Annotated in this window: 18 protein-coding genes; 2 read left to right on the top strand and 16 right to left on the bottom strand. The window is 35.6% G+C overall.

Annotated features, from left to right (window positions below):
- Window positions 1-86: 86 nt before the first annotated feature.
- Window positions 87-1,316, bottom strand: coding sequence for an N-acetylmuramoyl-L-alanine amidase family protein (locus O9A_RS04920; RefSeq protein WP_034459356.1), 1,230 nt, complete (start codon window positions 1,314-1,316; stop codon window positions 87-89).
- A gap of 557 nt (window positions 1,317-1,873) precedes the next feature.
- Between O9A_RS04920 and O9A_RS04925 the strand changes: the two genes are divergently transcribed.
- On the top strand, window positions 1,874-4,465 hold the full coding sequence (locus O9A_RS04925; protein ID WP_034459359.1) for an Rne/Rng family ribonuclease: 2,592 nt from the start codon (window positions 1,874-1,876) through the stop codon (window positions 4,463-4,465).
- A gap of 91 nt (window positions 4,466-4,556) precedes the next feature.
- Here O9A_RS04925 and O9A_RS04930 read toward each other — a convergent pair whose 3' ends face one another.
- Window positions 4,557-5,168, bottom strand: coding sequence for an invasion associated locus B family protein (locus tag O9A_RS04930; RefSeq protein ID WP_034459361.1), 612 nt, complete (start codon window positions 5,166-5,168; stop codon window positions 4,557-4,559).
- A gap of 319 nt (window positions 5,169-5,487) precedes the next feature.
- On the opposite strand from O9A_RS04930, the gene O9A_RS04935 reads away from it, so the two are divergent.
- Complete coding sequence (locus O9A_RS04935; protein WP_034459363.1) at window positions 5,488-7,299, top strand: extracellular solute-binding protein; 1,812 nt, start codon at window positions 5,488-5,490, stop codon at window positions 7,297-7,299.
- A gap of 1,181 nt (window positions 7,300-8,480) precedes the next feature.
- Here O9A_RS04935 and mfd read toward each other — a convergent pair.
- The 14 genes from mfd to nuoH form a co-directional block, all read right to left on the bottom strand.
- Window positions 8,481-11,987: a transcription-repair coupling factor gene (gene mfd / locus O9A_RS04940; protein ID WP_034459365.1), complete on the bottom strand. Its 3,507-nt coding sequence runs from the start codon at window positions 11,985-11,987 to the stop codon at window positions 8,481-8,483.
- Between the two features lie 15 nt (window positions 11,988-12,002).
- Entirely contained in the window at window positions 12,003-12,293 is a 291-nt protein-coding gene (locus O9A_RS04945; RefSeq protein ID WP_034459367.1) for an FAD assembly factor SdhE, read from the bottom strand.
- Between the two features lie 76 nt (window positions 12,294-12,369).
- Entirely contained in the window at window positions 12,370-13,050 is a 681-nt protein-coding gene (locus O9A_RS04950) for an ABC transporter ATP-binding protein (protein WP_034459369.1), read from the bottom strand.
- A complete protein-coding gene (locus O9A_RS04955) occupies window positions 13,050-14,318 on the bottom strand; it encodes a lipoprotein-releasing ABC transporter permease subunit (protein WP_034459371.1) in 1,269 nt (422 codons plus the stop codon). Before O9A_RS04955 ends, O9A_RS04950 begins: the two co-directional genes overlap by 1 nt.
- A gap of 11 nt (window positions 14,319-14,329) precedes the next feature.
- Window positions 14,330-15,655: a proline--tRNA ligase gene (gene proS / locus O9A_RS04960; protein WP_034459373.1), complete on the bottom strand. Its 1,326-nt coding sequence runs from the start codon at window positions 15,653-15,655 to the stop codon at window positions 14,330-14,332.
- Between the two features lie 232 nt (window positions 15,656-15,887).
- Window positions 15,888-17,564: a ribonuclease J gene (locus O9A_RS04965; RefSeq protein ID WP_034459376.1), complete on the bottom strand. Its 1,677-nt coding sequence runs from the start codon at window positions 17,562-17,564 to the stop codon at window positions 15,888-15,890.
- Window positions 17,565-17,612: 48 nt separating this feature from the next.
- Complete coding sequence (locus tag O9A_RS04970; protein WP_195890919.1) at window positions 17,613-18,422, bottom strand: biotin--[acetyl-CoA-carboxylase] ligase; 810 nt, start codon at window positions 18,420-18,422, stop codon at window positions 17,613-17,615.
- Entirely contained in the window at window positions 18,422-19,876 is a 1,455-nt protein-coding gene (gene nuoN / locus O9A_RS04975; protein ID WP_034459378.1) for an NADH-quinone oxidoreductase subunit NuoN, read from the bottom strand. The genes O9A_RS04970 and nuoN overlap by 1 nt, the downstream gene beginning before the upstream one ends.
- Before the next feature lie 17 nt (window positions 19,877-19,893).
- Window positions 19,894-21,363 (bottom strand): NADH-quinone oxidoreductase subunit M, encoded by a 1,470-nt coding sequence (locus tag O9A_RS04980; RefSeq protein ID WP_034459379.1) that lies wholly within the window; start codon window positions 21,361-21,363, stop codon window positions 19,894-19,896.
- The gene (nuoL, locus tag O9A_RS04985) at window positions 21,363-23,327 is read right to left on the bottom strand and encodes an NADH-quinone oxidoreductase subunit L (protein ID WP_034459383.1); all 1,965 of its coding nucleotides are present in this window, start codon (window positions 23,325-23,327) and stop codon (window positions 21,363-21,365) included. Before nuoL ends, O9A_RS04980 begins: the two co-directional genes overlap by 1 nt.
- Before the next feature lie 6 nt (window positions 23,328-23,333).
- Window positions 23,334-23,642: an NADH-quinone oxidoreductase subunit NuoK gene (gene nuoK / locus O9A_RS04990; protein ID WP_034459384.1), complete on the bottom strand. Its 309-nt coding sequence runs from the start codon at window positions 23,640-23,642 to the stop codon at window positions 23,334-23,336.
- Between the two features lie 8 nt (window positions 23,643-23,650).
- A complete protein-coding gene (locus O9A_RS04995) occupies window positions 23,651-24,271 on the bottom strand; it encodes an NADH-quinone oxidoreductase subunit J (RefSeq protein WP_034459391.1) in 621 nt (206 codons plus the stop codon).
- Window positions 24,272-24,367: 96 nt separating this feature from the next.
- Window positions 24,368-24,859, bottom strand: coding sequence for an NADH-quinone oxidoreductase subunit NuoI (gene nuoI, locus O9A_RS05000; protein ID WP_034459394.1), 492 nt, complete (start codon window positions 24,857-24,859; stop codon window positions 24,368-24,370).
- Between the two features lie 14 nt (window positions 24,860-24,873).
- Window positions 24,874-25,920, bottom strand: coding sequence for an NADH-quinone oxidoreductase subunit NuoH (gene nuoH, locus O9A_RS05005; protein WP_034460243.1), 1,047 nt, complete (start codon window positions 25,918-25,920; stop codon window positions 24,874-24,876).
- Window position 25,921 lies beyond the last annotated feature (1 nt).

Genomic DNA, 25,921 nt, shown 5'->3' on the forward strand with positions numbered 1-25,921 from the left:
TGACACGTACTTGAGAAAAAAAACTGTTTTCCATCTTCTAATATTATACTATAAAATTACATTTAATACTCTATTTCCTTCCCCATTTAAAGAGGCTGCATCATTTTCTGTTTATACTCAGCGAATTGACGAATAGAATAAGCAATAGAGGTAGCTATTTGTTTTCTCCATTGGGGGTTGTTTAATAATTTTTCATCCTCTTTATTTGATAAATAACCTATCTCTATCAAGACAGAGGGAACATCTGGAGCTTTTAAAACTTGAAAATCAGCGCATCGATGAGGATTATTTATCAAATTGATATGACTCTTTGATAAATTTGAGATAACACTATTAGCAAAATTAATCGAAAATGCGTGCGTTTCACGTCGAGTCAAATCGAGCAAAATATCTGTCACTTCAAGCGATTCTTCTGCAGGTAAACCGTCAAGTAGATCGACCTTATTTTCACTTTCAGCTAAGGATTTCGCAATTGCATCAGATGCTTTGTCCGATATAGTATATACTGTAGCACCACGAAGAGAATGCACATCAATTGTATCTGCATGAATAGAGATAAAAAGATCAGCAGTAAATTCCTGTGCTTTTTTAACTCTTTCGCTTAATCTTAGAAAGACATCAGAATCCCGTGTTAATGCAACAATGGTGTGGGGATCTTTTTTTAATTCATCTCGCAATGCGCGTGCAAATGCTAATGTTACATTTTTTTCTAAAATTCCAGTAACTCCCCGCGCACCACCGTCAATACCACCATGTCCAGGATCAAGGACAACACGAAAATTACGGGGGAGATCTCTCTGTATTTTTGTATTGGAATCAGCTTTTTGTTGTTTTTTCAATACCTCATCAAACTTTTTTTGTGCGCTTTGAATAATATCAATCAAAAGTTGCCATGAACCATTCTCTAATTTCTGGATTATATTTTTTTCAACAACAAAAGCCGTTTTGCTTGTCAAAATAATGCGTGAAGTTTTTATATCAGAAAAACTATAACGCACATCTGAGAGCATATTTGATAATTTATTTTGGTTCTTTAAAGATGTGTTTTGCACTGAAAAATCAACGGTAGGTAAATTGATAACCAAACGTGCAGGACGATCAAAAATCTGCAAAAAAACATTTGGTTCAGCATTAAAAACTGCAATAATACGTGTGCGCTTACTATCACCAATAGTTCGCAAATTGATAAGTTTCAAAGCATCTGCAGCTTGGATATTTGTTTGGAATATAAAAAAACATAGTACACAGTATGTGAGGTGTAAAATAACACGCCAATAGGCTGATTTCGGCTTTTTTATAAAAAACCCTCTTATCATAAGCAAAATACTCTACATTAACAAAAAACTCGTCTTAGTCTTATCAACAGTGATGCCAACAGATTTAAATTTAAACACTAAAAAACTAAATTAAGGCAATAGAGACATTATAATAGCATATCTTGATATTGTTACTTGCCAAAAGCATGATATCAACATAAAAGAGCATTTGCGCTTTCTGGCCGAATAATAGCCATTTAAATTATCTGTAGTCCATATTAAGTTGTCTTTAGAAAATCTGTTGCATATTACAAATTTAGGCTTTTTATAGATGAGAAGTCTTTATGTTAGCTAGGATTGCGTTATAAGATTAGTTGGTTCGGGTATCCGAACTTTTTTTAAAATTGTTTTGCCGGAGACTTACAAAAATATGAGTCATACAAAACAGATGGAAATGATGATGAAAAATACTTTCAGTGCAATTGTGTATCTGCACTTGATCCCCCATCCTGTTTTGCTGGCACCTCCTTTTTATGGCAGACAGCCCGTTATGTTTACGAACAGTCATACTGTTCGTTTTAATCAAATTATGCATGTCGCCTTCAGGATTTTAACTTATGTCAAACAAAATGCTTATAGATGCCTCCCACCCGGAGGAAACACGTGTTGTTGTTGTTCATGGCAACAAAATTGAAGAACTTGATTTTGAATCGGAACATAAAAAGCAGCTCAAGGGGAATATTTATCTAGCACGTATTACCCGTGTAGAACCGTCTCTTCAGGCAGCTTTTGTAGAATATGGTGGTAACCGTCATGGTTTTTTGACATTTTCTGAAATTCATCCTGATTATTATCAAATTCCTCTCGCTGATCGCCTCGCTCTTCTTGAAGAAGAAGAAACAGCTGCAGTAGGAGAAAATCATATAGATGTTCTTGTTGAAGAAAGAAACAAAAAACGCTCCAGAAAAGCAAAAAAAGATAAGAAAAATAGCACTATGGAAGCAAATGTTGTAAACAACATTATATTCGATTCAATCATAATTGATGATGCAGAAGAAGCATTTGATACAGATGATTCACATGACGATATTGAAATGGTTGGTGCAGAAGATGTCCGTGAAGAACTCCCTACTTATCAGCGTAAACAAGGACGTCAGTATAAAATTCAAGAAGTGATTAAACGACGTCAAATTTTGTTGGTGCAAGTTATCAAGGAAGAGCGCGGTAATAAAGGTGCCGCACTCACAACATATTTATCTCTAGCAGGTCGTTATTCTGTTTTAATGCCCAACACAGCGCGTGGTGGTGGTATTTCACGAAAAATTACTAATGCGCAAGATCGCAAGCGTCTTAAAGAAATTGTAAAAGAATTAGCAGTTCCAAAAGGCATGGGAGTTATCTTGCGAACTGCTGGAGCCAATAGAACAAAAGCTGAAATTAAACGTGATTATGAATATCTTACACGGTTATGGGATACTGTTCGCACTTTAACACTCAAGTCAACTGCTCCATGTCTTGTCCATGAAGAAAGCAACCTTATAAAGCGTTCTATACGTGATCTTTACAATAAAAATATCAATGAAATTCTTGTTTCTGGTGATCAAGGATATCGTGAAGCAAAAGACTTCATGCGTATGCTGATGCCAAGTCATGCAAAAGTTGTGCAACCTTATCGCGATCCTACCCCTATTTTCGCACGCAATAATATCGAAATTCAACTTGATAAAATGTTGCACCCGCAAGTTTCTTTAAAATCTGGTGGCTATCTTGTTATTAATCAAACAGAAGCACTTGTTGCTATTGACGTAAATTCCGGCCGTTCCACTAAAGAACTTTCTGTTGAAAAAACAGCTTTACAAACTAATCTTGAAGCTGCAGAAGAAATAGCACGTCAATTACGCTTGCGTGATCTCGCCGGTCTGATTGTGATTGATTTTATCGATATGCTTGAAGATCGTAATATTAGAATGGTCGAAAAAAAATTAAAAGATTGCTTAAAAAATGACCGTGCCCGTATTCAAGTTGGCCATATTTCACACTTTGGCCTTCTAGAAATGAGTCGTCAACGTATTCGCATATCGGTTTTAGAAAGCACAACACACCCCTGCCCTCATTGCTCTGGAACAGGAAATGTACGTTCTGAATCATCAATTGCTTTACATGTTATGCGTTCAATTGAAGAATATCTTCTTCATAATCCGAAACATAACATTACTGTGCGCACTCCTGTAGCAACAGCGCTTTATGTCTTAAACCACAAACGCAATATTCTTGTTAATTTAGAAGCACGCTTTAAGCTTAATATTAGTATTGAAGCAGATGATAACATTGGAACACAACATCTCATTATTTCTAAGGGGACGATAGCAGAGACAATTTCTCAGCCCTCATTAATTTTTGAAGATGATCGTAAAGAAGTCATTGAAAATACTCTTTTAAAAGAAAGCAGAGAGAGCGAATTTATCGAAGATAACTCACCCATTGAAAAAAACCAAAAACGTCGATGTAAAAATCGTCAAGATGAGAGTTATGATAGTCCTCTGTTTACCGTTCATAAAAAAAATGATATAGTAAGTGAGGATTCCCGTCGTCGAGGACGTCGTCGAGGACGTCGGGGTGGTCGCCGTAATCAGGAAAATAATCTTTATCAGATTCATATTCCTTATGCAGAACCAGTTGGAGACTTTGCCAAACAGAGCTTAGAAGAAATTAAAGCAGATCATCTTCAAACTCATGTTCAAGCTGCTAAGTCTGTGGAATTTGAAGAAGTCAAAAACGACACACAACACTTGACTGTACAACAAGGTGAATCTGTAAAAGTCGATACGGTTGCTAAACCTCAAAAACGCAAAGCACGCCCTTCGAAAACAAAAAAAAATCAAAGTGTGAAAACACCAGAACCTCTAGAAGAAAAATCTACAGACGGCTCACTAGATAAAGTTAAGACAAAAAAAGTAGATAAAGATTCTCATGAGATAGCAGAAAAAACTCCTGCAATTGGTAAAAAATCAACTCCTAAAAACACACCGAAAATACAAATAGAGGAAACATCAAAACAAGAAACCATAGTAGAGGAAGTTGTTAAACCAACTTCTTCTAAAATTGAAGAGATAGCTAACCAACCCATTGTTATATCATCAATACCTGACAGTCCTTCTAAAACTAAGCGTATTGGTTGGTGGAAACGCAAAACACTTTCCAAGAATTAAGTATAAAAAAACCGCCACAAGTATTTGTGGCGGTTTAAAAAAACACACAAATAAAAAGAAAATAATTTTTTATTATTCTATGTTATGTGTATTAATTTTGTTTAGCTTTTTCTTGCTCAGACCGCATACGATCTTCAATCTCTTTTTGCTTCGATTGAATAGCCTGTTGTAGTTTTATTTGTTCTTGTTGAAAATCTTTTTCTTCCATACCAGGCCCTGTATATGCGGCTGTAAATCCGTTAAGAGAAAATTCAATAGGATTAGCTGAACCACGGAAATTAATCGTGGTTACAACCATTTTAGAACCACTTTTCATAGCAGCAATGAGTTTATCATCCAAGCCATCATTGGCAATACAGCTTGGTCCATTACAAATAATGTAAGGAACTTTTTTAGAGAAGTTATCTCCAATTTGAATATGAACACCCTCTGGCAAAAAACGACCTGTAGGCACTTGAATACCTATACGTCTTTCATTTTGTTTCCCTTTTATTTCAACGAGATTAAAAGCCGTCAAAGGTTGTCCAGTATTTGATACAACAGTGTTCATTGTATTACAAATATCAACATCATGCTGCTTGCTGCAAACTTTATACCAACCTTGAGATAAAGTTTGTGCACTTGCAGGAGCATGAATTGTAATAAAAAGAGCAACAGCTCCAGCTAATATTGAAACAACAAAATAGATATTTTTATGCGACATGATTAAGTTAATCCTTTCAACGCGCTTTCACAATAACCCCAACATTAGGAATATTACAATAATTTCAATCACGTGTATTAAATTAAATTAATAAAATAACACCTCTTCTTATGCCTCTTACTTCAATACAAAGATAAAAGTCAAATTTGGAGAAATAAAGCTATAAATAGCTAGTTAAATAATTTATGCACTCATGCAGCATACCCATCTTTATTGCATTGCTCTTTATAAAATTTGTTCATAAAATATCTTAGTGCAATGAAATAAGATAAGATTGCATAAACGAATCAATATTGCAATACGGTTAAAGTAAACTTCTATGTTATTCTATAATTTTTATTATCTTAGACTTTTCTTTACATTTGTAATTCTTCTTTTAAGTTATAGAGCGTTCGCAACTGGTATTGCAATGCATGGGACTCCAAAATTGTCAGATCAATTTGATTATTTTCCTTATGTATCTCCCAATGCAAATCGAAAAGGGAAAGTGACTTATGGTGTTGTTGGAACATTTGATGGATTAAATCCATTTGTAATCCGCAGTTTCCGAACAACTGCAAGAGGACTTTTCGCTGATGAACAATTTTCTAGTCTTGTTTATGAAACAATGATGGTACGCTCTCGTGATGAAGCATTTACACTTTATAGCCTTCTAGCAGAAAAAGTTGAATTAAACAATGAGCGCACTGAAATTACCTTTTTTCTTAATCCAAAGGCACGTTTTTCAGATGGACATCCTCTAACAATTGAAGATGTTTTATTCACAATAAAACTCCTTAAAAATAAAGGAAGACCCCCATTTGATCGCTATATAAAACGGATAGAATCTGTCGAAAAAGTTGGAGATCACGGTATTAAAATACGCTTTCCACACTCAAAAGATCGAGAATTTCCGCTGCTCTTAGCAAGTGCCATGCCAATATTGCCAAAACACGCTATTAATGTTGATGATTTTGAAAAAAATGGGTTAAATAAAATCCCAGGCAGTGGTCCCTATATCATTGAACATGTAGATCTGGGTGAACGGATTATCTATAAACGCAATCCTTATTATTGGGGTCAGAATCTCCCCGTTAATAAAGGATTAAATAATTTTGATATTATCCAAATCGAATATTTTCGCAATGATACAGCGCGTTTTGAAGCATTCAAAAAGGGCATTATTGATGTTTTTATTGAAACAAATTCAAATCGTTGGCAGCATTCTTATAATTTTCCAGCTGTTCGTGAAGGACAAATTATCAAAGAAATTTTTTCGAAAGGGACACCTGCTGATATAATGGGATTTGTTTTTAATACACGACGCATACTTTTTAAAGATAAAAGAGTAAGACAAGCGTTATCGATACTTTTCGATTTTGAATGGATCAATCATCACCTTTTCAATAATATATACACAAGAACAGAAGGTTATTGGGATGGATCTATCCTTTCCTCTGTTGGAAAACCAGCAAGCGAAAAAGAAAAAGAACTTTTAGCACCTTATCCTGATGCGGTTCTTCCTGAAGTTATGGATGGCAGTTGGCGTATTTCCAAAACAGATGGATCGGGTATGGACCGATTAAACGCTCAAAAAGCTTGGAAACTTTTACAAGAAGCAGGCTTTACAAAAAAAAATAACAGGCTTATTGCCCCAAATGGTTTATCTTTTCAATTTGAAATCATGACTCAATCACTTGAAGAAGAAAAGGTTGCACTTGCATTTCAGAGTACTTTGTCACGTCTTGGTATTCATGCCGAAATAAGAACTGTTGATGATAGCCAATATCAAAATCGCTTAGGAATGTTTGATTATGATATGATTATAGGAAAATTAAAAAATTCTCTGTCACCAGGAAACGAACAAATAAATCGTTGGAGTTCGGCTTCTCGAAATTTGAAAGGAAGTTTTAATTTTGCTGGAACTGCTGATCCTGCTATAGATGCGATGATAACAGCGATACTTGATGCACATTCAGATGTTGATTTCATTGCAGCAGTTCGTGCTTTAGATAGAATTCTTATTTCTGGAAGTTACTATATACCTTTGTATCATTTACCTGAACAGTGGGTAGCACGTTGGTCATATATTAAACACCCCGTTTATACACCTTTATACGGATATCGCCTTCAAGCTTGGTGGCGTGAATAAAACTAATTTAACAAAAATTATTTTAAGTTTTTCCTATCTATGAGTAATTTTATCTAAAATAATAAAGCTTCATAAGCTTTTTAAAAAAATAAAAAATCATACTATTATCCGCATAGTGACTAGTTATTTATTATATTTCTTTAATTGGATGTATTCACCATAGAGAACTATTTTATATTACCATACTCTTATCAAATATATTTGTTATAAAAATTTAAAAGTATTTCTACTTTGAATAAAGTGTAATAAAAATGAAACAACTACCTTTAATTAAAACAATCTTTAATACAAGAAAAATGTACGATTTATAATATTCTTTCTCTTATTTGGAAGAAGTATATTATGTACTTCTCTCATGGTTTTACAAATATAGGTGAATCTTTTTTCAAAAACATACCATCCTATATAATGGGATGACTTTATACTGTAAGGTATTTATTTTTATAGATATTATAAAAGCTATTCGTTAACAATTCTTCAATATCTATGATTAAACTGAGGTATATAAAGTTGTTTGTATTTATTGACAAAATAAAATATTTACGCAAAATAATACTTATCATTAAATAATTATTTTTTACTTTAATTAAATAATATTTACTTTATTACATATTATTTTACTATTTTGTATTTATAAGTAAACTATTTTTATCTAAATCATATAATTATTTTATAATATTATTCCTTTAGATATTTATATTATTACAAAATTTTATTCTGTTCCTTTAAAAGCGTATAGCGTTTTGTGCTAATATAATTATATTTTAAAAAATACTTATATTAGCAAATTTTTCTTCAATAAAATTTATCATATTATTAATATTCTTTCTTTTTTCTTTAAAATATTGATATTTTTGTTAGAAATTAAATTGGTTAAGCCGAACTTAGCATAAGATTTTTTAAAGCAATATATTAAAGTGAGTATAACAAGGCTATCATCAGCAATCGTTATAATGAAAAAAATACTATTACCCTGTTTTTTGCTCTTTAGAGGATTTGTAGAAAAGCATTACATGCAAGTGTTATTTAATACGATTACGCTGTCTAATCTACTTTTTTATTATATCAATATGTATTATAATGCAGAAACTTGAAGTTTATTTTTATAAAGACTCAATAAATGTATATTTTTATAGCTTAAGTTTATAAAAATGGTTGAAGTTTAAAAATAGTGAACTTTTCTAAACAGGGTGTTGTTCTGCCATTTCTACAAGTTGTGTCATAATAGTTGTTACTCCAACAAGTCTTTCATCCACTCTAGCCCAATCACGAATAAGAGCGATAGTTTGATCTGGTCGAATTTTAGCCATCGAACCTTGTTTTCCAACCCACTGAACAAGAGAAACACTATTTGCAAAATAATTATTACGAAACTGTATCACAACACCCTTAGGTCCCATATCCAATTTTTCCACATGTGCTTTTCGGCACAATATTTTTATATAAAAGACTTTAAGAAGATGTTGAATTTCAAGTGGCAAAGATCCAAAACGATCAATTAATTCCGCTGCAAATTCATTAATTTGCTCTAAATTGTCAAGTTCTGTCAAACGACGATAAAGCCCCATACGTAAGGATAAATCAGGTACAAAACTCTCTGGTATCATCACTGTTATACCAAGTGAAATTTGAGGCGACCATTGTTCATCATCACTCTGCTTGCCATCTTTTAATTCAGCAACAGCTTCTTCAAGCATTTTTTGATAGAGCTCAAATCCAACTTCTTTGATATGCCCCGATTGCTCTTCACCCAAAAAATTTCCTGAACCACGAATGTCCATATCATGACTTGCCAATTGAAAACCAGCCCCTAAGCTATCAAGAGATTGTAAAACTTTAAGACGACGATCTGCAGCAGGAGTTAAAATTTTACCAGAAGGAAATGTAAAGAGTGCATAAGCACGTTGTTTTGAACGCCCTACCCTACCACGCAGTTGGTAGAGAGCAGAAAGACCAAACATCTCAGCACGATGCACGATTAAGGTGTTGGCTGTTGGAATATCAAGACCTGATTCAATGATGGTTGTTGACAGAAGAACATCATATTGTCCATCATAGAATGCATTCATAATATCATCAAGTTGTCCAGCCGGCATTTGCCCATGAGCTACAACGAATTTGAGTTCAGGAACATGTGTTTTGAGATATTCTTCTACAGAAACAAGATCAGAAACACGAGGACACACATACAAACTTTGTCCACCACGGTAATATTCTCGAAGCAATGTTTCGCGTATAACAAGTGAATCAAACGGTACAATAAAAGTACGTACCGCCATTCTATCAATGGGAGGAGTTGTTATTAATGAAAGCTCACGAACCCCTGATAAAGCAAGTCCTAAAGTGCGTGGTATTGGTGTTGCTGAAAGTGTAAGAACATGGATATCACTTTTCAGCTCTTTTAACCGTTCTTTGTGTTTTACGCCAAAATGTTGCTCCTCATCAATAATAAGAAGCCCCAAGCGTAAAAAATTCACTGCACTGCTTAAGAGTGCATGTGTTCCAATGACAATGTCAATCGTACCATCTGAAAGTCCTTTTTTGACTTGGGAAAGTTCTTTAGTGTTGACAAGCCTCGAAGCATGACCAATTTTAACGGGTAATCCTTGAAAACGTGAAATAAAAGTTTTGTAATGTTGCCGTGAAAGCAAAGTTGTCGGCACAACAACAGCAACCTGATATCCATTTAATGCTGCAACAAAAGCGCTTCGAATGGCAACTTCTGTTTTTCCAAAGCCAACATCACCACATATTAAGCGATCCATCGGTTTTCCTGATGCTAAATCGTCTAAAACTGCTTCAATGGCATCCATTTGATCTTCCGTTTCTTCATAAGGAAAGCGTGCAACAAACTCATCAAATGGTCCAATTGGTGGAACCAAAGCAGGTGCATAACGCGTAGCACGCTCTGCAGCAATACGAATTAACTGGCCAGCCATTTGCAATAAATGTTTTTTAAGTCGTGCTTTACGTGCTTGCCAAGCAACACCACCTAACTTATCTAACGCTACATCTATTCCCTCCGATCCATAACGTGAAAGAAGCTCAATATTTTCAACAGGTAAAAAGAGCCGATCACCTCCTGCATATTTAATTTCAAGACAATCTCGTAAAATTCCAGCTGTAGTGATGGTTTTAAGACCAACAAATTGTCCAATACCATGATCGATATGCACCACGATATCACCAGAATTTAAAGCTGCAATTTCAGAAATAAAATTTTTATTGTGTTTCCGCCGTTTTGGTAATCTTATTAATCGATCACCAAGGATATCTTGCTCTGTTATGATAACAAAATCTTCCACTTCAAAACCATGCTCTATCCTTATAACAGCTGCTGTTATATGATCACGTGGTGTTGCTCTGACAGTGTGTAATGATTTTACAACATCTATTTTTTTCAAACCATGCTCATCAAGAACCTGCAGCAAACGATTGAGAGACCCTTCACTCCAACCAGCTAAAAGCACTTTTTTTCCAGCAGCATGCAATGAAGCAATATGATGAACGACACTTGAAAAAACATTTTTTTCTTGCGCATTACGCTCTTTTACAAAATCATATCCCAATTTAACATTCGCATGAATAAGAGTTTGTCCAAAAGTTTGCGGAACAATAAAAGGTGTGAAATCAATACGTTGTCTGAATTGTTGTGCAATTTCTAAAACATGCTCTGGTGTTAAATAGAGAAGGCTAGGTTCTATTGGATGATAAGAAGTAGGATTTTCTTTATCATTTTCATGCTCTTTCTCTTTGCGCGCATTATAATAATCTTCAATAAGACGATAACGCTCGGTGAGCACTTCTTCTATGAGATGTTCAAAAACAAATGGTAAATTGCCACAATGGTCAAAAAAAGTGTCAAGTTTCTCATAAAAAAATGGGAGCCAATGTTCCATACCAGCAAAGCGTCGCCCTTGAGAAAGAGCTTCATAAAGCATGTTATTTTTTTGTGACACACCAAATGTACGGATATAATTGCTTTTAAATCTGCTAATAAGTTCAGGTGTAAGAACAACTTCACTCATTGAGTGTAAGAAAAATTCAGTTCTTTTATTTGTGGTTCTTTGTGTTTCTGAATCAAATACACGAATAGTTTCCAGGGTATCTCCAAAAAAATCAAGACGTAAAGGTTCAGAATCAACAGGAGAAAAGATATCAAGAATCCCTCCTCTCACAGCAAATTCACCAACATCACGGACCACCGTAACACGCTCAAAACCATTGGATTCTAAAAATTGAATTAAATGCTCCATGCTCGTAGGCTGACCAACACGGGCATGAATCATCTGTGTCTCAATCATTTCATGAGGGGGCAATTTTTGCATAATTGCATTTGCTGTTGTTAATATAATTGCAGCGCGTGGATTTTGACGCAAATTTGCTATATTTGCCAAAGCCGAAAGGCGACGTGCCATAACAGCAATTCCAGGGGATACACGATCATAGGGTAAACAATCCCATGCGGGGAATTGAAGTACAGGTAAATTAGGCTCAATAAAATTTAAAATTTGCTGTAAATGCGCAATTTTTGTGCCATCACGGATAACATAAACAAGTGGTTTATCTTGTGCAATTTTTGAACTCAATTGAGCAAGAGCAAAAGCTTCAAATCCATCAGTAATTCCATCAAAGATCATGTGAGCAGAAATATTCTGGGGAATAACAATTTTTTTAAATATAGGCATGGGATCAATTTAAGTTTATACAAACATGATAATTGACTGATAATTGACAATGTCACGAAAAAGCGGACTATCAACTTCAGGTGGTGGTGAAACTTCTCCGGTAATCCACGTCAGTAAATCACGATCATTAAAAGACATAATATACTCGAGTTCAGAAATCTTTTTATCACTCATTCCAGCAATATGAGCATCCACATACCGCCCAAAAATGAGATCCATTTCACGAATACCTCGATGCCATGCACGAAAAATCAATCGGCGATGACGCACGTCTAGTTGATTTTCGTCAACGACAACAATTGTCATAAAAGTCTCCTTGATTTAAGTGAAAAATGGTATGAATAAAATACTTAATTTGTAGAATAAATTTTTTATCTTACCTCTAGGGAAGTTCAACAATCTTTTTTTCCTTAAGTGTAATACGACGATGCATTTGTTTAGCTAAAGCGTAATTATGTGTTGCAATAAGAGCAGAAAGACCAGCTTGACGAACAAGCGCAAATAAAGCTTGAAATACATAAGCGGAAGTTACAGGATCAAGATTCCCTGTAGGCTCATCAGCCAAAAGAACCGAAGGACCATTTGCTACTGCACGCGCAATAGCAACACGTTGTTGTTCACCACCGGATAATTCAGATGGACGATGATTAGCGCGATGATAAACACGCAGATATGTTAATAATTTAAGTGCACGATCTTCTGCTATGGATTTTTTAAATCCTGCTATCATTTGCGGTATCATGACATTTTCTAAAGCTGTAAATTCTGGAAGCAAATGGTGAAATTGATAGACAAAACCAATGTCATTTCGTCTTATAGCCGTTCGCTCATTATCAGAACGTTTTGCACAAGAAACACCACGTAACATCACATCACCAGCAGTTGGTTTTTCTAATAATCCAGCAATATGAAGAAGTGTTGATTTTCCAGCACCAGAGGGTGCAACAAGTGCTACAAGTTCCCCACGGTTAAGGATAAAATTTGCTTTATCCAAAATAATAAGAGGTTTATTTCCCCCTAAAAAATGTCGTTCAATCTCTACAAGCTCTAAAATAGCTGTCATTATTCATACCTCAAAGCTTGTACAGGATCTAGCTTAGCAGCGCGCCATGCCGGAATGAGAGCGGCAAGGAATGACAAAAATAAAGCCATTACAACAACCATGACTGTCTGTCCCCATTCAATTTGGGCAGGCAATTTTGTTAAAAAATAAAGTTGAGGATTAAAAACATCGACATTAAATAACCAAGATATAAAGTCTTGAATATGATTGATATTCGCGGTCGCTATGATACCAGAAATTAAACCCAATAGTGTTCCAATCAATCCAATCATCATACCAGTGACAATAAATATGCGCAAAATCGCACTTTGTTGTGCCCCCATCGTGCGCAAAATTGCAATATCATGACTTTTATCTTTTACAAGCATAATCAGGCCTGAAATAATATTCAAAGCAGCAACAAGAACAATAAGAGAAAGAATGAAAAACATAACATTCCGTTCAATCTGTAAGGCCGAAAAAAAAGCTTGATTGCGCATACGCCAATCAATTAGATAGACCTGTTGATCAATGGCTTTCTCTACGATTGGTTTTATTCGATCAACAGCATCAGGATCATTCAGAAATAACTCTAAAGATTGGATTTTATTTCCCAAATTAAAAAACATCTGTGCTTCATGAAGAGGCATAAAAATAAATATTGAATCATATTCAGACATACCAACTTCAAAAATAGCAACCACTTTATAGGCTTTAATACGTGGTGTAACTCCAAAAGGAGTCTCATCACCATCTGGAGTAATGATACGAAGATCACTCCCAATTGTAAGATCTAATTTTTCTGCCAAACCACTTCCAATTGCAACACCTTCCTCTTGATCAAATTGAGCAAGCGATCCTAATTTAATATTTTCCGATACTGTTTTAAGCTTCTCTAAATCTTGTTTGCGCATACCACGAACTAAAGCACCAGATCCTCCTTGAAGTTCACCCTGCACAAGCGCTTGCCCCTCAATAACAGGCAAAGCAAATTTAATACCATTCATGGATTCTACAGAAGAAATAAGAGTATTATAATCGGAAAAACCAGAATTAATTGTTTGAACAATAAGGTGCCCATTCATACCAAGAATACGATTGAGAAGCTCTGTACGAAAACCATTCATTACTGCCATAACAACAACAAGAGCAAAAACCCCTAACATAATTCCCACAAGAGAAATAATTGAAATAACAGAGGCAACTACGTGTTTTTTATTAGGAATCATATAACGAAAAGCGATCATCCATTCATAAGATAAAAACCATTTACTCCTCAACCACTTCATAACACTGCCTATCAAATTACAGAAAACTGGTTGAGTACATTTTCAACCGTTAGAATTTTTTTAACACCCGTTTTTCGATCTTTAATTTCAACTTCATTTTTTGCAACACTTTTAGGCCCAACAATTATTTGTATTGGCAGACCAATCAAATCCATTGCTACGAATTTTGATCCAGGACGTTCATCTCTGTCATCTAATAATGGATCAAAACCAGCATGCATTAAGCCCTGATAGAGAGTTTCACACGCATGCGTACATTTTTCATCATCTGGTTTCATATTGATGATACCAAAATCAAACGGTGCTATCGACTTTGGCCAAATAATACCATTTTCATCATGAGAAGCTTCAATAACTGCGGCAACAAGACGTGAAGGCCCAATACCATAGGATCCCATAAAAACCACATGTTCTTTTCCATCTTGTCCCATAACTTTTGCTCCCATTGGAGCAGAATATTTTGTACCAAAATGGAAAATATGCCCTACTTCAATACCACGAGCTGATAAGCGATTATTACCAGAAACCTTAGCCCACTCTTCTTTATCGTGCATTTCCTCTGTTGCTGCATAGAAAGAGGTCCACTGTTTAACAATATTGGCTAGGGCAGCTTTATCACTAAAATCTATCGAACTATCTGGAACAGTAAGTTCAAGAAAGTGTCTATCACAGAATATAGCACTCTCCCCCGTTTCAGCTAAAATAATAAACTCATGACTGAGTTCACCACCAATTGGACCTGTATCAGCACGCATAGGGATTGCTTTTAAACCAAGACAAGAAAAAGTGCGTAAATAAGCAATAAACATACGATTATAAGACATTTTAGAGCCTTCATAATCAAGATCAAAAGAATAAGCATCTTTCATTAAAAATTCCCGTGAGCGCATCACACCAAAACGCGGACGGATCTCATCACGAAACTTCCATTGAATATGGTACAAACTAAGCGGAAGGTCTTTATAAGAACGAATATAGGAACGGAAAATGTCTGTTACCATCTCTTCGTTGGTCGGACCATAAAGTAAATCGCGTTTTTGGCGATCTTTAATGCGTAACATTTCCAAACCATAATCATCATAACGACCACTTTCACGCCAAAGATCTACAGATTGAATTGTAGGCATTAATATTTCTATAGCACCAACTCGTTCTTGCTCCTCACGAATAATTTTACAAACTTTATCAAGCACTTTTTTACCCAAAGGAAGCCAAGAATAAATTCCTGATGTTTGCTGACGAATCATACCTGCACGCAACATGAGTCGATGAGAAACAATTTCTGCTTCCTTAGGATTCTCTTTTAAAAGTGGAAGGAAATATTGAGAAAGACGCATTAATAATTAACTCCTAATTAAACCTATCATACCGGAATAATTTAAATATACCCTACACTTATCTATAGCTACACATAACTACATTCTGAATTCTTGCAAACATAACGATTTTGTTGTTAAAAAATTTATGTGCTGTATTTTTTTATTTGATTTATTTTGAGCGACGAAATGATCTAACAATTTTCTTCTCTCTTTTTTTCATTAAAAAGAAATAAGATAATATTAAAATACTTTATTTTGACCGATGTAAAAAAACTGTACAGACAGGCTTTTTTTGCCAAGCCTCATTAACAGCTGCTCTCACTGCATACCGTATTGCTTCCTGAATAAGTTCATTATTTTTTCGTTTAATGCGTGGAATGTTATAGATAGTATTTTCTACGACATCTAAAAGAATATCTTTTAAACTTTCCCCCTTTCCATTACTTTCAGGTAAACCGAATGTTGTCAAACTAACATCGCCCTGTAAATCATGTTTGCTATTCATTTGAAGAGACACACCAACATAACCTGCATAACTTAATTTGCGACGCTCACGAATCCCTAACTCATCTTCATCACCAATAAGGCAACCATCTTTATAAATCTGACCAACAGGAACTTGATCAATAACCTCTACAGGTTCCGGCGCAAGACGCAACATACTACCATTTCTAATATCGGCAATCATTTTAATACCTGCTTGACGTGCTAGATCTGCTTGAGCAACAAGGTGCATTGCCTCACCATGTACAGGAACAAGTATCTGTGGTTTTACCCAATCATACATCTGTAAAAGTTCTAAACGACGAGGATGACCTGAAACGTGAACAAGAGCATTTTCATTCGTAATTATTTTAATTCCCATGTCAATGAAACGATTTTGTATCTCAATAATAGATTTTTCATTTCCTGGGATATTCCGTGAAGAATAAATAACGGTATCACCAGCAGAAAGTTGAAGATTTTTCATTTCATTTCGCGAAAGTTTAGCTAAGGCAGCACGAGACTCACCTTGACTACCGGTTACAATTAAAACAATTTCTTTTCGCGGTATGTAACCATAATCATCTTCCGAAACAAATGGCGCTAAACCGTTCATATAACCAAGCTCTTGCGCAACCATAATACTCCGCTTAAGAGAGCGCCCAACGACAAGAACCTGACGTCCAACAGACTCAGCTGCAAGAGCAATTGAACGTATTCGACCAACATTAGATGCAAAAGTTACAAATGCAACGCGTCCTTCAGCTTTTGCAATAATTTCAGAGAGACTTATCTGAACTTGCTGCTCTGATGGTGATATACCATCTCGACAAGCATTCGTAGAATCGCAAAGCAATGCTAAAACACCTTTTTTACCTAAAGCACGAAAGCGTTCTTCATCCGTTACAGCCCCGAATGAAGGTGTATGATCAATTTTCCAATCACCAGTATGAATCACAGTGCCTAAGGATGTTGTAATTGCCAAAGATACAGATTCTGGAATTGAATGATTAACGGCAATAGCCTCTACTGCAAAGGAACCAACCTGAAAGCAATCGCCAACTTGAAAAATATTGTGTGAAATTTGATAAAAACCAAAATCTGATTGCCTTTTACTTTCCAATAATCCTGCCGTAAAAGGTGTACAGTAAAGTGGAACTTTAAGTTTTGGCCATAAATCAAAAACACCACCGTAATGGTCTTCATGGGCATGTGTCAAAACAAGACCACGCACATTGTGTTTTTCACTTTCCAGAAAACGAATATCAGGGAGGATAAGATCTACCCCTGGTAATTCAGGACCAGCAAAACTAACCCCCATATCAACAAGCAGCCATTCACGAAGATTTTGGGGACCAAATCCATAAGCAGCAAGATTCATACCTATTTCACCTACTCCTCCTAAAGGTAAAAAAACAAATTCATCTTCGTTGGTTGCGACCATAAACATCTCCTCTTAAAACAATCTGATAGTGAAAGAAAGTTTTATCAATTAATAACAATCTGCGTTTACAGAAGCAGCTGAACCAAAATGAACATCTCCAGCTGTTATAATTTCTTGTTGACCATTTTTTTGTTTTATGACGCAGTTAAAATTATTATCAAGACCATAAAAAATACCTTCAATGATTTTTTCATCATTGACTATTTTGACATACTGTCCAAGATGAGCGGAATATAAAAGCCACTTTTCACGGATTATATCACATCCCCCTGGTTGTTTCCAAAGAAGGTAATTTTTAGAAAAACACTCCGTCAAAATCGTAAATAACTGTTTTGTTTCAACATCCAAACCAATATTCTTTAAACTTGAAGTAGAATATGGCGCATCTTCATAGTGATATTTTGTATTGATTCCAATACCAATAACCAACGCATACTGCTGTGATGGCAATTTAAAAATCTCGAGCAAAACTCCAGAGCTTTTAAACCCTCTTAGCAAAATATCATTTGGCCATTTTAAGCTAACAATACCGTTCGTTTTCTTTTCATCTTTTATAAATTGTTTTATTGTCTCTACCACACTTACCCCAGTAACAAAGCCAAGTTGAGCAGCTGTTTGATGAAAAATATCCTCAACTAACAAAAGACTAGAATAAAGATTCCCTTTTGGACTAAACCATGTCCTCCCTCTTCTTGCTTTTCCTTGTGATTGTTCTTTTGCAACAACCCAAAGATAACCATGATGACCATCTTGAGCTTTTTGCTGTGCAATACAATTTGTTGAATCAACAGTTTCGTACGATTCAACAGTGTATCCTTGTTTTTGTGCAAAATCTGATAAGATATAATCCATTTTCATTAAAACAATGCAGTAGCTGCTCGTTCTGCCAAGTCAGCAAACCAAATTCCGAAAAGCATATAAGATAAAATAAAGAATGCGGAAAGGGCAAGACAAAACAAGAGCTCATTCGATAAAACAATAAAATGCGCTTTTGCATCATCAAACCACATAACTTTAATGAGACGCAAATAGTAAAAAGCCCCAACAACAGACGCTATCATACCAACGATAGCAAGTGGAGTAAGACCAACATGAACAGCGGCAGAAAATGTATACCACTTTCCAAAAAAACCGGCCATAGGTGGTATACTTGCTAAAGAAAAAAGCTGTATTGTCATCGTAATAGCCATAAATGGATTTGTCTTTACCAATCCTGAAAGATCATAAATATTTTCAACATTTCCATCACTAGAGCGCATCCCAAGAATAAAAGCAAATGAACCAATTGTCATACTAAGATAAATAGTCATATAAAGAATAACACTTTTTATCCCCAGCATATCTCCAGAAGCTAACCCAACAAGCGCATATCCCATATGACTAATCGATGAATAAGCCACTAAACGCTTAATGTTGTTCTGGCCAATTGCAGCAAATGCACCAAGTATCATTGAGGCAATCGCCATAAACACTAAAATTTGTTGCCATGCAGGCATAGAACCATCAGTATTCTCCAGTGGAATAAAGGTCATAACAATAATACGAATTATTAAGGCCATTGCTGCAATTTTGGGAGCACCAGCAAAAAATGCTGTAATTGGTGTTGGTGCTCCTTCGTAAACATCAGGTGTCCACATATGAAATGGAACAGCAGAAATTTTAAAAGCCAAACCAGCTAAGATAAAGACAATTCCAAAAATAACGCCCAATTGTAAATTTTCACCTTTTAAAGCAACAGCAATTTCGCGAAAACCAATTTGACCAGTAAAACCATAAAGTAAGGAAATTCCATAAAGCAGCAGCCCCGAGGATAATGTTCCTAAAACAAAATACTTTATACCCGCTTCAGAAGATTTTACATTATTGCGATTAATAGCAGCAAGAACATATAAAGCCAAAGATTGTAGTTCTAACCCCATATAAAGTGATAGCATATTACCTGCTGAAATCATCAGCATCATGCCAAGGGTTGCTAAAAGAATAAGTACCGGAAATTCAAATATATCAAACTTATGCGTACTGCTAAAACCTACAGACATAACAAGAGCAAAGAGTGCACCAATAAGTGTTAAAACTTTCATGTAGCGTCCAAAAGAGTCGATAATAAGCGCATTGGTCTGAAATAAACCATTTTTCGGAAAAATAATGATAATAACGATGGTTGCTACAAAGAGAGCAATAGCCAAACCAGTCACGGTTAAAGAAGAACGTGCTTTTGAATAAACACCAAACAAAAGCAACACCATCCCCCCTAAGGCTATTAAAATCTCTGGAAAAATTAACACTAATTGAGTGATTATTTTAGTTTGCATGAGCATTCTTCTTTTATCTAGTGTAATTTATTGATGAGAGTTTTTACAGAAAACGCCATTGCTTTAAGAATAGGCATTGGATAAATACCAAAAAATATTGTAAGAATAACCATCGGATAAAGGATGAATTTCTCTCTTGAAGAGAGATCAATAAGAATTTTTAAATTTTCTTTATCCAAAGAACCAAAAACCACACGCCGATAAAGATAAAGTGCATAAGCAGCCGACAAAATAACGCCAGTTGTAGCGAAAATAACAATCAATTTGTTCACTTGAAAAACACCTATTAAAGTTAAAAACTCACCTAAAAATCCTGAACTTCCTGGCAAACCAACATTTGCCATAGTGAAGATCAAGAAAACAACGGCATATTTAGGCATGTTATTCACTAAACCACCAAAAGCTGAAATTTCCCGTGTATGCAAGCGATCGTAGATAACTCCAACACAAAGAAATAAAGCTGCTGAAACAATCCCATGCGATAGCATTTGATAAATAGCACCTTGGATAGCCTGTTCATTTGCAGCAAAAATACCCATCGTCACATACCCCATATGTGCTATTGAGGAATAAGCAATAAGTTTTTTTATGTCATTTTGAACAAGCGCCACCAACGATGTATAAATAATAGCGATAAGCGATAAAGTAAAAACCAAAGGCGCAAAATCAGCTGAAGCAAGAGGCAACATTGGTAAAGAAAAACGAAGGAAACCATATCCGCCTAATTTAAGTAAAACACCAGCTAAAATAACGGAACCAGCTGTTGGTGCTTCCACGTGAGCATCAGGGAGCCATGTATGGACTGGCCACATCGGCATTTTAACTGCAAAAGAAGCAAAAAATGCAAGCCATAACCACATTTGCATATGTGCTGGAAACTGGTAAGTTAACAAAGTTGGTATATTGAGAGTACCTGTTTCCCAATACATAACCATAATGGCAACCAGCATAAGCACTGACCCAAGTAAAGTGTAAAGAAAAAACTTCATACTCGCATAAACACGACGAGCCCCTCCCCAAACGCCTATAATAATAAACATTGGAATAAGGCTACCTTCGAAAAAAACATAAAACAATATTGCATCAAGAGCACAAAAAACACCAATAATTGCAACTTCAAGAAGAAGAAAAGCAATCATATAGGCTTTTAATCTATCTTTAATATTTTCCCAGCTTGCTAAAATACAGAAAGGCAAAAGAAAAGCTGAGAGAACAACAAAAAGAATAGAAATACCATCAACCCCCATATGATAGTTAATGCCCCCTCCCAACCAATTGAATTTCTCAACCATTTGAAAATGAGCATTTGTATGATCAAAACCAGCCCAAATAATTAAGGAAATAATAAAAACAAACACAGTCGTAAAAAACGCTACATTGCGTATATTATGTCGTGCTACCTCACTATCATCTTTGATAAATAGAATCAAAACAACACCAACAAGCGGCAAAAATGTAACCGTAGAAAGAATAGGCCAATCAGTCATCAGTTTACGCCCCCGATCATCATCCATGTGATCAGCGATGTAATACCAATAAGCATTACAAATGCATAATGATAAAGATAGCCTGTCTGCAACCGAACAACTCTATTTGTAATATTAACAACACGTGCGGCAATACCATTCGGACCCAAACCATCAATAATCTTACCATCCACCATTTTCCAAAGAAAAAAACCAATTTTAAAAGCGAAACGAACAAACAGAGCGTTATACAATTCATCAAAATACCATTTATGGCAAAGAAAACGGTACATTACAGGCATTAATTTAGCAATTTTCTTGGGAATGGAAGGAACAGAAACATAAAATAAATAGGCTAATATAAATCCAAGAACCATCGCTATAAATGGCAACCATTTTACCCAAGTGAATACATTGTGAGAATCATGAAGAATATGATTCTGGCTGTTTGTAAATAATGCTTCCTTCCAAAAAGCATCATATAGGTCACCAAAAAAGTAAGGTTGGAAAACAACACCAGCAAACATTGCTCCAATAGATAAAATAAAAAGTGGAATTAACATAACTGGAGAAGATTCATGAACATGATGCATAACATCAACCGTCGCTCGTGGTTTACCATGAAATGTCATAAATATAAGCCGCCATGAGTAAAAACTCGTTAATAAAGCTGAAAAAACAAGAAGCCAAAAAGCATATCCCGAAGCAATATTATGGGATGCAAAAGAAGCCTCTATAATTGCATCTTTTGAGAAAAAACCTGCTGTACCAAAAGCAGTCCCTGGAATTCCAACGCCAGTCAATGCGATAGTCCCTATAATCATCATCCAATAAGTTGCTTGTATATGTTTACGCAATCCCCCCATTTTTCGCATATCTTGCTCATCAGATACAGCATGTATCACAGAACCTGCACCAAGAAATAATAAAGCTTTAAAAAAAGCATGAGTAAAAAGATGAAAAACAGCCGCTCCATAAGCTCCAACGCCTAATGCAACAAACATATAACCAAGTTGCGAACATGTAGAATAAGCAATAACACGCTTAATGTCATTTTGCACCAACCCCACAGTTGCTGCGAAAAATGCAGTTGTTGCTCCAACAATAATAACCACTGTCAAAGCAGTTGAAGAAAGTTCGAAAATAGGTGACATACGTGCAACCATAAAAACGCCAGCCGTTACCATTGTTGCTGCATGAATAAGTGCTGATACAGGTGTTGGTCCCTCCATTGCATCAGGAAGCCATGTATGTAAAAGAAATTGTGCAGATTTTCCCATAGCACCAATAAATAACAAAAGACATGTAACAGTAAGCGCTATTTGTCCATTAAGATGCCAATTCCCAAATGTCATACTTTTTACAAAACTATCGTCAGCCGCTTTTGCAAAAATAGATGTAAAATCAACGGACTGGAATAAAACAAAAATACTAAAAATTCCTAAGAGAAAACCAAAATCTCCAACACGATTAACCACAAAAGCTTTCATTGCAGCTTTATTTGCAGAATCTCGTTGAAACCAAAAACCAATGAGCAAATAAGAAGCAAGCCCCACACCTTCCCATCCAAAAAACATTTGAATCAAATTATTAGATGTCACCAACATAAGCATCATAAATGTAAATAAAGAAAGATAGGAAAAAAAACGCGATCTTGAAGGATCATGATGCATATAACCAATTGAATAAATATGTACTAATGCCGAAACACTGTTGACAACAATAAGCATGACAGCTGTTAATGTATCAACATGCAAAGCCCAATCAAAAGTTAATCCATCTACACTAAGCCAATGTAATACGAAAACATCAACCGCTGGAGAATGACCAAGTGCGATACTTAAAAAGGCTATCCATGACAATAGGGCAACAATTACCATAAAGCTACATGTGACCAATTCACTCGCTCGAGCTCCTACAGTTTTTCCACCTATAGCAGCAATTAAAAAACCCAAAAATGGAAGAAAGACGATCGTATAATACATCATTGGTTAGCCTTTCATTACATTAACATCTTCAACCGCAATAGAACCACGATTACGGAAAAAAACCACAAGAATTGCTAAACCAATTGCAGATTCAGCAGCTGCTACTGTTAAGATAAATAAAGCGAATATCTGACCAACAAGATCATGAAGAAACGCTGAAAATGCAATAAAATTGAGATTAACCGAAAGCAAGATAAGCTCAATGGACATCAAGATAATAATTACATTCTTTCTGTTAAGAAAAATGCCTGCGATACCAATCGTAAACATAAGAGCCGAAACAATTAGATAATGCGTAATATCAATGTGCATACCCCCCCCTAAATACCCTTACCTGATTCAACTTGTTTAATTTCAATGGCATTTTCTACTGTTCTAGAAACTTGCGCTGCTATAGATTGTCGTTTTACACCCAATTTATGACGAAGTGTCAAAACAATAGCACCAATCATTGCAACTAATAAAATAATTCCAGCAATTTGAAAGTAGAAAACATAATCCGTATAAAGAACATCACCTAATGCCTGTGTATTTGTTTTCCGAACTAAGTCTGGCATTGGTTGCGTAACATGTGTTCTAAGAACTGGAGAAAAGCGGCTTCCCACAAAAACAATGATCAATTCTACAGCAACAATACTTCCAACAAGAGCTCCAATAGGAGCATACCGAAGTGCACCACTTTTAAACTCAGCAAAATCAACATCAAGCATCATAACCACAAATAAAAACAAAACAGCGACAGCCCCAACATAAACAACCAGAAGAATAAGCCCCAAAAACTCCGCTCCTGCAAGCAAAAACAAAGCTGCCGCATTAAAAAACGTCAATATTAAAAACAAAACTGAATGCACAGGATTACGTGCTGTAATAACAATAACTGCACTCGCAAGCATAATAAAAGCAAATAAATAGAAAAATGCCGCCGCTAGATCCGTTAGCATAGGCTTCTCCTCAATTAACCAAACAATTGGTATAACATTTCATATCAAATTATAATTTACCGGAAAAACTATCCGACTACCCACTCAACGATACACTTAACGATAAGGTGCATCCATCAATATATTCCGAGCGATTTCTCGTTCCCAGCGATCTCCATTCATTAAAAGCTTTTCTTTATCATAATAAAGTTCCTCACGCGTTTCTGTTGCAAACTCAAAATTGGGACCTTCCACAATAGCTTCAACTGGACAAGCTTCTTGACAAAAACCGCAGTAAATACATTTAACCATATCTATATCATAACGAATAGTTCTACGTGTACCGTCATTGCGCCGTGGTCCTGCCTCAATTGTAATCGCTTGTGCAGGGCAAATTGCTTCACACAATTTACAAGCAATACACCGTTCTTCACCATTTGGATAACGACGAAGCGCATGTTCACCACGAAAACGCCCAGAAACAACCCCCTTCTCATAGGGATAATTAATCGTAGGCTTTGGTGAAAAAAACTGACGCATTGCCAAGAAAAAAGCACTCACAAATTCTAATAAAAGGAGTGATTTTGCTGTCTGAATAAGACCTGACACCGTGAAACCTCCTCTTAAGCGAAACCAATATATTTTAAAAAAGCAGCAGTTATTACAACCATTGCTAGTGAGAGAGGAAGAAAAACCTTCCAACCAAGCCGCATAAGTTGATCATAGCGATAACGCGGAACAAATGCTTTGACCATAGCAAACCAAAAAAATACAAAACAAACTTTTAAAACAAACCAAATGATACCAGGAACCCAATTCAGCCACCAAACATCCAAGGGAGGCAACCAACCACCTAAAAATAAAATAGTTGTTAATGCACACATTAAAACAATAGCAACATACTCACCAAGAAAAAAAAGCATGTAAGGTGTTGAAGAATACTCAACCATGTGACCAGCAACAAGTTCAGATTCTGCTTCAACCAAATCAAAGGGCGGACGATTTGTCTCTGCGAGTGCAGAAATAAAAAATATAATAAACATTGGAAAAAGGACGAGCCAATTCCAATCAAGAAAACTGTTAAAAGGAAGACCAAGAATCGTCCCCATTCCATGACTTTGCTTCTGAACAATTGTTGTGAGATCCAATGAACCACTTACTAAAATAACGGTTACAAGCACAAAACCAATGGAAACCTCATAAGAAACCATTTGGGCCGCCGAACGAAGAGCTCCTAAAAAAGGATATTTTGAATTCGACGCCCACCCCCCCATAATAACACCGTAAACTTCAAGAGATGAAATGGCTAAGATATATAGCAAACCAACATTAATATTTGCAACTGCCCAACCTTCATTAACAGGGATAACAGCCCACGTTGATAAAGCAAGCGTCGCAGAAACAAAGGGTGCCAAAAGAAAAACACCTTTATTAGCGCCAGCAGGGATAATAGGCTCCTTAACAACAAATTTAATTAAATCCGCGAAAGATTGTAACAACCCCCATGGACCAACAACGTTTGGACCACGCCGTAACTGTACTGCCGCCCAAATCTTTCTATCTGCGTAAAGAAGATAAGCAACAAGAACCAGGAGAACAACCAAAAGAAGAAGTGTTTTTCCAACTATAATAAGTAATGGAAATAGCCAGGTCATGAAGAAATCATATATC

The sequence above is a fragment of the Bartonella koehlerae C-29 genome (assembly GCF_000706625.1).
Taxonomy (GTDB): Bacteria; Pseudomonadota; Alphaproteobacteria; order Rhizobiales; family Rhizobiaceae; genus Bartonella; species Bartonella koehlerae.